The sequence below is a fragment of the Methanoculleus taiwanensis genome, assembly GCF_004102725.1.
Classification (GTDB): domain Archaea; phylum Halobacteriota; class Methanomicrobia; order Methanomicrobiales; family Methanoculleaceae; genus Methanoculleus_A; species Methanoculleus_A taiwanensis.
The window spans coordinates 840,561-853,403 of record NZ_LHQS01000002.1; the positions used below are offsets into that span (position 1 = coordinate 840,561).

Here is a 12,843-nt window from a genome sequence, read left to right on the forward strand (position 1 = left end):
GGATCTAGCGGGGCGCCTGTCTCTCTATGTACTGCTGCAGCAGGTCGAGCGCCTCCAGCTCACGGGCGCCGCCGCACTTCCTGACGAGGCCTGCATGGTGCCCGATGAGATCGCCAAGCCACGGATCGCCCGTCCTGACGTAGCGGGTGGCGTGCACCGTGGCGTCCACGATGCTGTTGAACCCCCGGTTCACCGGGTGCAGGCGGAGCGATACGACCTCCTCGCGGAGCGGTGTGAGGCGGACGACGTGAGCCTCGCTGCTCGACCGCTCGACCGCCGCGTCGAACGCGATCCAGGCCTCGGCGTCGGCGAGGCGCTGCATCATCCGCCCGCAGACCTCCTCTTCGAGAAAAGCCTCTTTCGGGAGATCGTCAAAGGCCGTTCTGACGTAGAGCACCGGGTCGTAGACGAAGTTCGCCACGATCCATCCGTCCCGCACGACGTTCTCGGCGGTGTGGCTGCCGCGGAAGAGCACCATGTGGGGGCTCGCTCCCCTGCAGATGATACCCATCGGCGCTGCGTTGCCGCGGGTGGTCGCGATAACCTCGTTGATCCCTTCAGTCAGCAGTCCCACTGCCATCCCTCCCCGAGGGCGACGTAGATCGCCGCGATGGTGATATCGGCGATGGAACCCGGATTGATACCGGCGACGATGCACTCGGCGTCGAGAGCCGCGATGTCCCGCTCCCCCCGAACGACCTCCCGTGCATGTTCCATCGTCCGGACGGCGACTTCGTAGCCGTGCTTCTTTGCGATGAAGGTGTCGGGCTCTGCTGCGAGGAGGTGCATGAACGCCTGCACGATCGCCTGCCGCCCGCACCCGTGCTCGTGCAGGAGATCGGCGCCGCGGCGGGTCAGGCGGTAGCCGTTCGTCCACTCCCGGGCGACCATATCGCTGCGGCTCGAGTACTCCATGATGTCGAGCAGGGTCATCCCCCGCTCGCGGATCGCCCGGATCGACTCGGGGTCGTTCACGTCGAGTTCGTCGTCGCTGCCCATCCGGACTGCCGTAAGAGCGAAGGCGGCGTAAAAGTCGATCGCATCCTCGACATCCGTCTCCCGGATCGCCGCAAGGGCGCCCTCCAGCCCGTCGCCGAGGAGCAGGGGGACGAGCAGGATATAGGCGCCGAAATGCGTGTTGCCGCCGGCATGACCGCTCGTGAGTCGGACGGCCTCCCTGATCAGGGAGCCGATCCGCCCGTCCCCGTGCTCCGCCCGCTCGAAGGCGGGCCGGACGAAGATCGTGGAGGCGAGGAAGTGTTCGAGCCGGGTATCGGCGTAGTCGTGGCAGCGGTCGACGTTCCCGGGTTTCGGGTAGGCAGAGACCTCCAGCATCATCGCGAGCTGGGCGCGTTCAGACCGTGTCAGCGGCAGATCCGTCATCGAACAACCTGTGCATTATCTTATCGGAAAGCCGGTGTTTGTAGCGCATATAGTCCTGAATCGAGATGCCCATCTTCTGGAGCGTCATATTCCGGAACATGCAGGGCGAACTCGCCTTGCAGCACCACGCGAGGCTGCCGAAACAGGTGCTGTTCCCTTCGGCGAGCGGCGTGCCCTTCACCGCCTCCTGCTTGAACTTCACGTAGTCGTCGCGGGTGAGGCCGATCTTCTCGAGCATCGGAATGAGCGGACAGTTCTTGACCGGCATGCAGCAGAACGTCAGCGACCTGATGTCTCCGCCGCGGCAGAGCTGTTTCGGGGCGTTGTACCAGCCGTTTTCGTCGGCGGACCGGGTTATCGCCGCATCGAGACCGGAGAGCGTCCACGTATCGGAACCCCGCGCCAGGGAGACGAGGTCTGCGCCGCGGGCGAAGAGATCCATTGCTTTATCGAAGGTGGTGATACCGTTGTTGGCGATGAGGGTCAGCGGGCAGGCGTTCCGGATCTGGCGGAGTTTCTGGTGCCCGAAGTCCATCAGGTCGACGTGCAGGATATCGGCGCCCGCCTTCCAGCAGGTGCGGGCGAGGGCGCGGTCGTCGGCGGCGACGCCGGCGCGGATCTTCACCGAGACGGTCACCCCGGCCGCCTTGAGTGCGCGGATCGTCTCGGTGAGGGCTTGCGGGTGGTGCAGCAGGTACTCCCCGCACCCCGCCTCGACCATGGCAGGCTGCCTGCAGTGCGCGTCGATCTCGTAGACGACGCTCTCCTCGAACGCCTCTGCGATCTCCCGGTATGCCGCGGGCGTGCTGCCGCGGAGGTTGATGCCGGGCACGACGTCGCTCTTCTCCAGAAGTTTGATCTGACGCCCGAGCTCCTCCACCGGGTCGTCGTAGAGAAATTCCCGTCGCCCCTGACGAGCCAGTTCCTCGCTTGCGTCGAGTGTCCGGCGATCGATGGAGTAGCCTCCGATGAACGCCGCTCCTATGTGGTCTGCGCGTTCGAGCACATAGGCCGCATCCACGATCCCCGCCATGGACGCAATCGCAATCGGCGTTTTAACAATTCGATCGTTTATGACGAGCTCAAAACGATCATACGCTTCCATCATGATTCCATATGGTTTTGTGCTCCAGGGAGAAATGATTTTGTATCCGGACTCCAACTGACGGGGGCACCGGATACGCGGGAGAGTGCGTTTCGCTCTTTTAACGTCGCCGATCCCGACGCAGGCCCCCATCCCTGCGGGAGTCCTCCACGCGAGACTCAAGCCGCCCGGGCATGCTTTTCCCCTTCTCCGGAAGACCAATCGGTAATTATTTTAACGGGGTGTCGTTGTACCTTTTGTTATATGAGTAAGAAAGGAATGTTACTGGTCGGCCACGGAAGCAAGCTCCCCCACAACAAGGAACTGATCGAGACGACGGCACAGCTCATCGCCGAGCGGTCCGACGAGTACATCGTCAAGCCCGGTTTCATGAGCCTCAACACGCCGAGCGTCGCGGATCAGCTCGAGGCGTTCCGGAGCGAAGATATCGAGATGCTCGTCGTGGTGCCGCTCTTCCTCGCAAAAGGCGTCCACATCAACCAGGATATCCCCGAGATCATCGGCCTTGCACCGGGCACCCGGAAGGGCACCTTCCAGAAGAACGGCACGTCCATCCCGCTCGTCTACGCTGACCCCATCGGCAGCGACCCTCTGCTCGCCGAACTGATGCTGAAAAACGCAGAAGACGCTGCACGCCTGGTATAACACCCGTATGAGAGTCCTGGTGCTCGACACCATCCACGGCGGCGCCGAGATCGCCCGGGCGGCCCGGGCCGCCGGACACCAGGTGGACGAGGTGGACGTCTACCGGGGTGAGGCGGGGATCCCGGTCGCGGAAGCCCTTCGCCGGAGGTACGACCTCGTGACCGCCCCGGTGCACCTCGACCCCGATCATCCCCTTCTCCGGCACCACGGGGCCGCTCTCTCGCACCACGAGGCGGTGCGGCTGCTCCTCGAGGGCAGGCTGCCCCGCCCCATGATCGAGATCACCGGCTCCCGCGGGAAGACCACGACGGCGCACGCTCTCGCGCACCTGATGGCCGGGTCGGGGATTCTCCACACCTCTTCCGGCACCCGGCAGTATCCCGAGAACCGGATCCTCTGGCAGAAGAGTATCACGCCGGCATCGGTCATCGCCGCCGCGGATGCCGCGAGGGAGTGCGACGGCTGGCTGATCGCGGAGGAGTCGCTCGGGGTGACCGGGGCAGGGGACGTCGCGGTGCTGACGAGCGCCGACGACTATCCCGTCGCCGCCGGGAAGAAACAGGCGCTCGCCGAGAAATGCCGCTCGCTTCGCCGGGCGAAGACCGTGGTGGCGCCGCCCGGCGTCGCTATACCGGGCCCGACCGTCGTTTCGACGGACGAGGCGATGTCCTGCTCGGGCACGACCCTCCGCTACGACTACAGCGGCATCACCGGCGCGTTTACAAACCCGCTCTGCAGCCTCGCCGGCTACGCGCTCCCGCTCGCGCTCGCGGCGACGACCGCCTGCGTCCTCGGGATTGACCCCGCCCCGCTCGCCGGGTTCGCCGCCCTTCCCGGCAGGATGGCGACGCGGATCGAGGACGGCATTCTCATCGTCGACAACGCGAACAGCGGCACCAACGTCGCGACGACCGTCGAAGCCGCCCGGTACGCCCGCCGCCTCTCGGGGAACGATCCGGTCACCCTGGTCATCGGGGTGCTCGCACAGACTGTCTGCGAGGGGTTCCCGGCAGAGGAGATCGGGCGTGCCGTCGGGCTCGTCCGGCCCGAGCACGTCGTCTATGCCGGAGAGGAGTGGCTCGCGAGCAACAAACCGCATACGGCGGCCGATCTGACCGAAGGGCTCCGGGTAGCCCGTTCCCTGACCCGACGCGGGAGCATCGTGCTCGCCGTCAAGACATGGAGATAGAGATCTATGCACTACATTCAACCAAGGCCGAGCTCGATCGTGGCGGCGCTCTACACCGCACGCGACCTCGGGGTCGACGTCGCCGTCCTGCACGGGCCGTCGGGCTGCTCGTTTAAACACGCCCGGCTCCTCGAGGAGGACGGGATGCGTGTCCTGACCACTTCGCTCGCCGACAACGAGTTCATCTTCGGCGGCCAGGAGGCGCTCGAGCGGGTGCTCCGCTACGCCGAAGAGAACTTCTCGCCCCACCGCATCGCGGTCGTCGGCACCTGCGTCGCGATGATCATCGGCGAGGATCTCCCGTCGGCTATCCGCGACTCCGGGATCACGACGCCGGCGATAGCGATCGATATCCACGCTGGCTACCGCGAGAATATCGAAGGGGTCATCGCGACCCTCGAACCGGCGGCTGCGGCAGGCTGGATCAGCGAGGACGAACTCGCCCGGCAGCGCCACCTCCTTGCGAAGGCGAACGAGGTCGAGCGGCTCCGCGGAGCGGCCTGCAAGACGTACATCGAACCCTCCCGGGGCGATCTCAAGCACGTCGCGGCCGGGAGGCTCCTCGAACTCGCCCGTTCCGGCGCCCGGGGCGTCGCGATCATGAACGCCAAGAAAGAGACCGCCTACATGTTCGCCGACGAGCTCGTCGCGCTCCACGACGCCTGCCCGGAGGCGGACGTCACCTACATCGCGAACCTCGAGGATAGGGGCCTTCCGAAGGTGCGGGAGGACGGCGCCCGGATCCTCGCCGGGATGCAGGGCCGCGGCGTCGACCCCGAGCTCCTCGGGGCGCTCGACGAGTACGGGGCGAACGGCACCGCTATCGGCGAGCGGCTCCGCGCCCTCTCCCCGGACTACGCCCTCATCGTCGGGGTGCCGCACGCCGTTCCGCCGGAGTATACCGAAGGGATCGAGGTCATCTCGATCACGAACGGCCCCCGGCAGGTCGAGCCGCTCCGCGATATCGGCCACGCCCACGTGGTGGTCGAGGTCGACCTCCACCCGAAGACCCTCGGCGTCCGCGAGATCGTCGAGAGTGAGTTCGGCGCCGTGCTGCGGAGCCTCGTATGAAGACGTTCCTGGTCGCCGGAGACCGGTCGGGGAGCGGGAAGACGAGCATCACGCTCGCCCTTTCAGCCCTCCTTGCGCGGGAGCGGGAGGTGCAGACCTTTAAGGTCGGGATGGACTATATCGATCCCTCCTACCTCACCGGCGTCACCGGCCGGCCGTGCCGGAACCTGGACGGCTACGTGATGACCCCGGAAGAGAGCCGCATGGTCTTCGATCACGGCTGCCGGGGTGCGGACACGGCCGTCGTCGAAGGCGTCCGGGGACTCTTCGAGGGCGCAGAAGCGCTCACCGATCTCGGGAGCACGGCGGGGATCGCAAAACAGCTCGATCTTCCCGTCATTCTCGTCATCAACGCCCGGAGCATCACCCGGAGCGCGGCCGCGATCGTGAAAGGCTTTATGGCCTTCGATCCAAACGTCCGGATCAAGGGCGTCATCCTAAACAACATCACCGGGAGCCGCCACCGCGAGAAAGCGGTCGCCGCGGTCGAGCACTACTGCGGTATCCCGGTCGTCGGCACCATCCCCCGCACCGAGGAGATGGAGCTCGCGATGCGCCACCTCGGGCTCGTCCCCTACCGCGAGGGGACGGAACACGATGCATTCCACCGGCGGATCGACCTGATCACGGAGAAGATCGGCGAACACGTCGACCTCGGCCTTCTCGAAGAGCTCGCCGAGGACCGTGCGCCGCCGGGCGAGCCGGAGGCCTTCTTCGCGGCGCCCGAGCCCGACATCCGGATCGGCGTCGCCCTCGACGAGGCGTTCAACTTCTACTACTCGGACCTCTTCGACGTCCTCGCCGCCGTCGGGGCAAAGGTCGTCCCCTTCTCACCGATCCACGATTCCTTGCCCGAGGCGGACGGCTACATCCTCGGCGGGGGCTACCCGGAGCTCTTCGGCCCCGAACTCGAGGCGAACACATCCCTCAGCGAGGCGCTCCGCGAGGAGTCCCGGCGGGGCACGCCGATCTACGCCGAGTGCGGCGGGCTTATCTACCTCACGGAACGGCTCGTCCTCAAACCCGGGTTCCAGGGCTCGGAGCAGCAGCAGGTCTACGATATGGCCGGCGTCTTTCCGGGCGAGACCCGGATGCCCTCCCGGCGGATGCTCGGCTACGTTGTCGGGACGAGCGATGCGGCAAGCCCCCTCGGGGCGGCGGCCTTCAAGGGGCACGAGTTCCACTACAGCGACGTCCGGCTTGGGGACGGGGTGCGCTACGCCTACCGCCTCTCCCGGGGCGGCGGGATCGAGGGCGGCCTTGACGGGGCTGTCGTCGACCGGACGCTCGGGAGCTATACCCATCTCCACCCGGTGACGAGCCGGGGAATGTTTTCGCATTTCGCGGATCAGTGCCGCACCCGGAACTGACCCCTCCGATCATACGTTTTTTCCTGCGATTCCGGTATCGGAGATGAAGCGGAACTAATGTAAAGAGCAGGTGCTAAATGCTGTATATGATCATCTATCTTGACGGCAGCTATGTTCCCGAGGCGGAGGCGAAGATCTCGGTCTTCGACCACGGCCTGCTCTACGGGGACGGTGTTTTTGAGGGCATCCGCGCCTATAACGGGAAGATCTTCCGGCTGGAGGCGCACCTCGAGCGGCTCTACGACTCGGCCAAAACGCTCGACATGCAGGTCCCGATCTCCCGTGAGGAGATGACCGAGGTCATCAAAGAGACGCTCCGGAAGAACAATCTCCGCGACGCCTACATCCGCCCGGTCGTCACCCGCGGCAAGGGCGACCTCGGCCTCGACCCCCGCAAGTGCCCGAAGCCGACCGTAATCGTCATTGCGGTCTCGTGGGGCGCGATGTACGGCGATCTCTACGAGAAAGGCCTCAAGGCGGTCACGGTCTCGGTGCGGCGGACGCCGGCGGAGTCGATGCCCCCGAACGTCAAGAGCTTAAACTACCTGAACAATATCCTCGCCAAGATCGAGGCGAACTACAAGGGCGGCGACGAAGCGATCTTCTTCGACACGAACGGCTACGTCTCGGAGGGCTCGGGCGACAATATCTTCGTCGTCAAGAACGGCGAGATCATCACGCCGCCGACCCTGAACAACCTGCGCGGGATCACCCGGCTGGTCGTCCTCGAGATCGCCCGCTCGCTCGGGATCACGGTCCGGGAGCAGAACCTCGGCTACTACGATCTCTACTCCGCCGACGAGGTCTTCGTGACGGGAACGGCGGCTGAAGTCGCCCCGATTCGCGATATCGACGGCCGTGTCATCGGTACCGGCAAGCCAGGCCCCATCACCCGGCAGATGATGGCGGCCTTCAAGCACGTGACCGAGACGGAAGGCACGCCGATAGAGTGATCGCTCCTGCGGAAAACCTGCAACAAAACTTTTTTATCTGCATCCGACGAAGTAGTATGGCACAACTGTGTGCGCTGCTATAGTGTAGGGGCCAATCATGTCGGCCTTTCACGCCGACGACAGGGGTTCAAATCCCCTTAGCAGCACTTTTCAGGCGTTTATTCCGGGTTTTTACGTTGGTGAGCCGCTTTTCTAGTTGCGTTTTCGTGCCTTTGCGGCGGGGAGTGTTCACTGCCTTTCGATTACGCGATCCCTCTGCTCCGGGGCGAGAAAGTCGGATGTTAACTATGTCCGTTCATCCGGCCACAAGAATGAAGATGACGGCTCTGCCGATGGCCGACGCCGGGAACGGCACCTGGACGGTGAGTACGGCGGGTGCCGCCGTTCACGGGAAATGCCTACCGGCCGGTGCACCTGCCCGTGAACGCGACGAGCACGAACGGCATCAGCAACACCACTGTCACGATCCCGCTTACGGTCGTGAAGAACGGGGACGCCAACGAAGATAACCGGGTCTCGCTCTACGACGCCGTCTACACCGCCCGGCATACGCTCGAGATGGAAGGCTACCTGATGACCGAGAGCCTGCCCGCTGCACATTGTGCTCTTCAAAGGCGACGCTGGACGGTAGGAACTACTCGGCGGTACACGCCGCTTCGATATCCTCGATATCGTAGACGAGGAAGCCGTCTTCGCGGAGCCGGTCTTTCCCCTCGATACCGCCGGCAACGAGGCAGAAGCGCTCGTGGGGGTACCGCTCGTGCCGGACCTGCTCCGCCTTTTTTACGAGCCGCGTGAGCACGCCGCGGGTCTTCTGCTCGGTCAGGTTCCCCCACTTGCACTCCCCAAAGACGATATTGCCGCCCTCCTCCCGGACGGCGACGAGATCGATCTCCTCGCCGCGGTACCACCACCGCCCGACGGTATACCCCGGCAGGAAGCTCCGGGCGAACTCGCTCCGCACGAAAACCTCGAACTGTTTCCCAAAGTAGGGGTTCAGATCGACGGCATCCGCCGGATGGTTCTCCGTCTCGATCGCCTGCCGGCGTGAAAAGACGAAGTTGTACCAGAAGTCGAAGAGCGAGTCCCTGATCCGGTACAGCCCCTGCCGTTTACTGCCGAGGAGGGGCAATTCCTTTTCGATGATCCCGAGCCGGGTCATCGCCTCGAGGTAGGGGTAGAGGTGGCGGGCGTCCATGCCGCAGAACTGGGCGATGGCGCCGGGTGCGGTGTTGCCGACGGCGACGGCGTTCAGGATCGCCTGGTAGGTCTTCAGCTCCCGAAACTCCTGCGCGAGGAGGAAGGAGGGCTCCCGGTAGAAGTAGCCGTACCTACTCCAGAACTCCCGCTCAACGAAGCCGGCGTAGTCGGCATAGTCCCCGGCCTTGAGGAGGTACTCGGGGATGCCGCCGATGGTCAGGTGCACCTTGAGGGCGTCCTGGAAGGAGAAGGCGGGGAGCAGTTTTCGGGCATCCGCAAACCGGAGCGCTCCGAGGAGCATGTCCCGGGTCCGCCGGCCGTAGAGGGGGGAGGTGTAGGAGAGGGCAGCGTCGGTCATCAGCCCGAGCATCGACCCCGAGAGGAGGATGCACCAGTTGGATTCTGCAAGAGCGGTGTCCCATGCCTTCTGGAGAGCGGAGAGGATGGTCGGGTCGTTCTTGATCAGGTAGGTGAACTCGTCGATGACGAGGTAGCGCCGCTCAGGAAGGTTTTTTCCCGCAAGGTAGGTGAAGAGCTGATCCCAGGTCGCCAGCTCGAGCGAAGCGAGGAGCGGGTCGGCGAAGAACCGCGCTACCGCCTCCTGCAGCCGCCGGATCTGAATCTGCGGCGCGGTGTCCTCGGCGAAGTGGAGGATGCCCTCTTTTCCGCGGATGAACTCGGTGACGAGCCGGGTCTTGCCGATCCGGCGCCGCCCGTAGAGGATGATCAGCCGCCCGCCGTCCTTCTCCCACTCCTCCTCGAGGAGGGCACGCTCGGTCTCGCGGTCGACGAACTCCCTAATCATGATTAGTACTAATCCAGATTAGTATTAAGGGCTTCGCTCCCGAGCACCGCCCGGGGAGCACGTCGTGGGGGTCAAGGACATGCCTTCATAACCGAACTGGTTGCGAAAATGTTCACCCGAAATACCTGAAACGATATCCGGGATAGTACCCCCACGAGATCTGTACACCGGCATGCCATATGCTGAATCGTGAGCGAGGTCCGGCGGGGCATACCCCGGGTGATACATACTGAAAAACTCACGGAGCCGCCCCTCTGCACGGCGTCCCACCGCAGAGAGCAGTATTGCTATACTCCCGGGCTGAGAAGAGACTCGGCAGCCATTTTCTCTCCGGCCGGCAGAACCCGAAGGCCACCCCTTCCTCTGAGCGACCGGGTGCCGGGTCATCCAGCGGAGAGGGCGGCGTTTCGGTTCACGCTTCAAAAAGCCACGGAAAGCAGCTGAGACTCTGATGTCAACGGATGCTATCATAGCCGCCAGAGGGGGGTCATCTTTCGAGATACCTGGTACCCGCACGATTTTTTCATGGTGACGGATCGGGGAGCACGCTGTCCTGGCGTCCTGTTGCAATGTGCACGGCTATTTTCTCCACGATCCACCACCCCGATGGTAGTCTCGTGTGGATCTTCAAAAGCCGCACTCTTCATCGTTCAATTGCCGCAATCGGCCGGCGAGCGCGGCCATGTGCGCCTGATTGTCATTGTTGCTGCAATTGTTGAAAAATCATTATATACTATAGAGACTATGGGGGTGTTTGCCTGAGGGAGGGATCACACCTGAAGGTGCATCGCCGTGATGGGGTGAATGCATACGTCGAGCCGGTAAAAGGCTTATGCATGACAAAGACATCCCATCGCAGTCCGAAATGCACCTAGGGTATGCATTCGTCCCTCGGGCACCGTTCTTCTTGGAACCATGGGGCACTGCTGTCCCCGTACGGTCTCGGCCTTTGCACGATTTTTCAGTCTCCGATCTGCCCCGTCGCCACCCGGAAAGCCAACCGCCACTCGCTCCGCCATCCTCCCGGGGAACACAGGGAGCAACGATTGTATCGATCTTTCCCCTTCGGGGCAGGAGCGGTCTACCAGATGGTTTCAACGGAGTCTATAAATGGTAAAGCCATTAAAAGAGCAGAATTATGAAAAAAGAAGTTATTGTTAATGATAAAATGCAAAATAATTTCAGGTATGTTATAACGGAACCTATGGGTGAAAACTTTCATCCTGACTTTAAGCCGGAATTAACGCCAAAACAAATGCTTGAACTTGGAGTATTTTGTGGAAAATATATGACCGACACGAGGGGTGAATTTCCTGCTGATTGGTTCACTCATGCTAAATTGTCTCCCGAGAAGCCGAATTGCGAATTGAATTATTTTAAAGTTAAAGCAAGTTTGCCTCTAAAAGTCTGGCAGGAACGAGGATGGATTTATGAAGATGATCCGCGGGGATGGTTTCAATGGTACGCCAGGTATTATATGGGTAGGAGGCTGGGAGCCGAGGACGAGAGGCAAATTAAGAGGTGGAAAAAAATAAAACGGTTTATTGGAATAGTAAAAAAATCTTGCAAAAAAGGAGATGTATCCTGTGCTAGAAAAGCAAGACAAACACTGTTACATTGGGCCTACGATGCTCGAAAAATATAGGCTCTGTTGAAACCCTTGCGTCGGTTGTTCCCGCCCGCAGGGGCAAGATCGATACAATCGTTGCCCTCCTCGATCTGATGGATCGGATCAAAGCACTGCTTCGTCTGGATCAGGTTCCGCACTACTCCACGCCCCACACATTCATGGCACGCCCATCCTCCCTGATTTTCACGAGAATCCTGAGGCAAAACCCTTACCCTGTTTCATTCCCGGGGCGCCATCGACTCCTCGGGATTCACCAGCACGTACGCCAGTCAGTACTGCTCCTGGAGGACGGGAAAGATGTGCAAGACCTTCCTGAAGACCTCGATTGCCGTGGATACCCGCAAACAGGGGATCCTGGTCGGAAAGATCTCACAAAAACCGGTGCATGACATCATCCCTGTGAAGGCACTGATCGGACAGACCTGCAGAACCGCGTGCTACGTTATGGATAAGGGCTATGACTCCGAAGCCCTTCACCGCCGGATCCAGTACTTCTCGCATTTTTAGCCAGTCCTCACGAAGATCAGAATGCCTCAAAACAGACCGGTACCAGGAGAACAAGCGTAGCTGTGCCGGGACGACCACAAACTACATGCAATCCTACAATTAAAATGATACATGGAAAAAAATCCAGTTTTTAAGATTTTTGAATCGTTTCCCAGGCAGGGGGCGGGGGATGATGAGCACACGGAAAAGGCATTTTCAATGATCGCAGAACCACTACACGGAGGTGGTGAGATCCTTGATGTTGGTTGCGGGAAGGGTGTACAGACGATGGCCCTTGCCCGCCTGTGCCCGTCCTGCAGGATAATAGCGACAGATATACACCAGCCTTACCTCGATGCGGTGGATGAAAAAATTGCAGCCGAAGGTTTTTCCGGGAGAATCAAAACGGTCTGTGCATCTATGGACGATCTTCCCTTTGAAGAGGAGTCTTTCGACATTATATGGGCTGAAGGATGTTCATCGATCATAGGCATCGACAATGCTGTCAGGTACTGGAAAAAACTCCTGAAACAGGGCGGATACATGATGATCTCGGATATATTCTGGTTTACAAAGACCCCCTCCGATGAGGCGCGGGAGTTCTTCGCCGAATTCCATCCCGCAATGATGATCGAAGATAAAGGATTTGAGATCGTCCGGAATGCCGGGCTTGAGCTGGTTGGATCCTTCAGGCTCCCGTCACGAGTATGGGAAGAAAGTTTCTACGGTACATTGAGGGAGAAGTTTGGAGGGCTCGAAGAGGAATATGCAGATGATGAGGGCGCTCTGATGGTAATTGAGGGGTTGAAAAGGCAGACCAAAATCTTTGAGAAACACTCGGATGAGTTTGGGAATACATATCTTGTAATGAGAAAACCATTGTGAAGATTACATTACATCACGTCTCATTTTTTCACATTTAATAACCACAAAATACGTCTCTATTTCCAATTCTTCCAAATCAGGCCTTTTCCCGATGAGTGCGCCGATCAGCGTGCGGGAAGGG

At 61.3% G+C, this 12,843-nt stretch carries 11 protein-coding genes, 1 tRNA gene and 1 pseudogene; 9 read left to right on the plus strand and 4 right to left on the minus strand.

Annotation, left to right across the window (positions count from 1 at the left end; all coding sequences use genetic code 11):
- Positions 1 to 4: 4 nt before the first annotated feature.
- From ABH15_RS08940 to ABH15_RS08950, 3 genes are read right to left on the minus strand one after another with little or no spacing between them, the layout of a single operon-like run.
- Entirely contained in the window at positions 5 to 574 is a 570-nt protein-coding gene (locus ABH15_RS08940) for a DUF447 domain-containing protein (protein ID WP_128693998.1), read from the minus strand.
- The gene (locus ABH15_RS08945) at positions 562 to 1,383 is read right to left on the minus strand and encodes a triphosphoribosyl-dephospho-CoA synthase (protein ID WP_128693999.1); all 822 of its coding nucleotides are present in this window, start codon (positions 1,381 to 1,383) and stop codon (positions 562 to 564) included. The genes ABH15_RS08940 and ABH15_RS08945 overlap by 13 nt, the downstream gene beginning before the upstream one ends.
- Positions 1,355 to 2,491 carry a methanogenesis marker 9 domain-containing protein gene (locus ABH15_RS08950; protein WP_128694000.1) on the minus strand — a complete coding sequence of 379 codons (1,137 nt, stop codon included), beginning with the start codon at positions 2,489 to 2,491 and terminating at the stop codon, positions 1,355 to 1,357. The genes ABH15_RS08945 and ABH15_RS08950 overlap by 29 nt, the downstream gene beginning before the upstream one ends.
- A gap of 240 nt (positions 2,492 to 2,731) precedes the next feature.
- Between ABH15_RS08950 and cfbA the strand changes: the two genes are divergently transcribed.
- The 6 genes from cfbA to ABH15_RS08980 all read left to right on the plus strand — a co-directional run bounded on the left by cfbA (position 2,732) and on the right by ABH15_RS08980 (position 7,862).
- Positions 2,732 to 3,133, plus strand: a complete 402-nt coding sequence (gene cfbA / locus ABH15_RS08955) for a sirohydrochlorin nickelochelatase (RefSeq protein ID WP_128694001.1) — start codon at positions 2,732 to 2,734, stop codon at positions 3,131 to 3,133.
- Between the two features lie 7 nt (positions 3,134 to 3,140).
- On the plus strand, positions 3,141 to 4,322 hold the full coding sequence (gene cfbE / locus ABH15_RS08960) for a coenzyme F430 synthase (protein WP_128694002.1): 1,182 nt from the start codon (positions 3,141 to 3,143) through the stop codon (positions 4,320 to 4,322).
- A gap of 6 nt (positions 4,323 to 4,328) precedes the next feature.
- Positions 4,329 to 5,393, plus strand: coding sequence for a Ni-sirohydrochlorin a,c-diamide reductive cyclase catalytic subunit (gene cfbD, locus ABH15_RS08965; protein ID WP_128694003.1), 1,065 nt, complete (start codon positions 4,329 to 4,331; stop codon positions 5,391 to 5,393).
- Positions 5,390 to 6,763, plus strand: a complete 1,374-nt coding sequence (gene cfbB, locus ABH15_RS08970) for a Ni-sirohydrochlorin a,c-diamide synthase (protein WP_128694004.1) — start codon at positions 5,390 to 5,392, stop codon at positions 6,761 to 6,763. The genes cfbD and cfbB overlap by 4 nt, the downstream gene beginning before the upstream one ends.
- 86 nt (positions 6,764 to 6,849) lie before the next feature.
- A complete protein-coding gene (gene ilvE / locus ABH15_RS08975) occupies positions 6,850 to 7,716 on the plus strand; it encodes a branched-chain-amino-acid transaminase (protein ID WP_128694005.1) in 867 nt (288 codons plus the stop codon).
- Positions 7,717 to 7,789: 73 nt separating this feature from the next.
- Positions 7,790 to 7,862: transfer RNA gene (locus ABH15_RS08980), tRNA-Glu, on the plus strand.
- A 488-nt stretch (positions 7,863 to 8,350) separates the two neighbouring features.
- Here ABH15_RS08980 and ABH15_RS08985 read toward each other — a convergent pair.
- Complete coding sequence (locus ABH15_RS08985) at positions 8,351 to 9,721, minus strand: ATP-binding protein (RefSeq protein WP_128694006.1); 1,371 nt, start codon at positions 9,719 to 9,721, stop codon at positions 8,351 to 8,353.
- A gap of 1,138 nt (positions 9,722 to 10,859) precedes the next feature.
- On the opposite strand from ABH15_RS08985, the gene ABH15_RS08990 reads away from it, so the two are divergent.
- From ABH15_RS08990 to ABH15_RS09000, 3 genes and pseudogenes are all read left to right on the plus strand, one after another.
- Positions 10,860 to 11,366: a hypothetical protein gene (locus tag ABH15_RS08990; RefSeq protein ID WP_128694007.1), complete on the plus strand. Its 507-nt coding sequence runs from the start codon at positions 10,860 to 10,862 to the stop codon at positions 11,364 to 11,366.
- 56 nt (positions 11,367 to 11,422) lie between these two features.
- A pseudogene (locus ABH15_RS08995) lies at positions 11,423 to 11,840 on the plus strand (transposase); the annotation flags it as partial.
- A gap of 129 nt (positions 11,841 to 11,969) precedes the next feature.
- Entirely contained in the window at positions 11,970 to 12,722 is a 753-nt protein-coding gene (locus ABH15_RS09000; protein WP_128694009.1) for a class I SAM-dependent methyltransferase, read from the plus strand.
- Positions 12,723 to 12,843 lie beyond the last annotated feature (121 nt).

Excerpts from the sequence above, each read along its gene's own strand:
- ABH15_RS08945 (WP_128693999.1), bottom strand. The coding sequence starts at position 1,383 with ATGACGGATCTGCCGCTGACACGGTCTGAACGCGCCCAGCTCGCGATG.
- ABH15_RS08950 (WP_128694000.1), bottom strand. The coding sequence starts at position 2,491 with ATGATGGAAGCGTATGATCGTTTTGAGCTCGTCATAAACGATCGAATT.
- cfbA (WP_128694001.1), top strand. The coding sequence starts at position 2,732 with ATGAGTAAGAAAGGAATGTTACTGGTCGGCCACGGAAGCAAGCTCCCC.
- cfbE (WP_128694002.1), top strand. The coding sequence starts at position 3,141 with ATGAGAGTCCTGGTGCTCGACACCATCCACGGCGGCGCCGAGATCGCC.
- cfbD (WP_128694003.1), top strand. The coding sequence starts at position 4,329 with ATGCACTACATTCAACCAAGGCCGAGCTCGATCGTGGCGGCGCTCTAC.
- cfbB (WP_128694004.1), top strand. The coding sequence starts at position 5,390 with ATGAAGACGTTCCTGGTCGCCGGAGACCGGTCGGGGAGCGGGAAGACG.
- ilvE (WP_128694005.1), top strand. The coding sequence starts at position 6,850 with ATGATCATCTATCTTGACGGCAGCTATGTTCCCGAGGCGGAGGCGAAG.
- ABH15_RS08985 (WP_128694006.1), bottom strand. The coding sequence starts at position 9,721 with ATGATTAGGGAGTTCGTCGACCGCGAGACCGAGCGTGCCCTCCTCGAG.
- ABH15_RS08990 (WP_128694007.1), top strand. The coding sequence starts at position 10,860 with ATGAAAAAAGAAGTTATTGTTAATGATAAAATGCAAAATAATTTCAGG.
- ABH15_RS09000 (WP_128694009.1), top strand. The coding sequence starts at position 11,970 with ATGGAAAAAAATCCAGTTTTTAAGATTTTTGAATCGTTTCCCAGGCAG.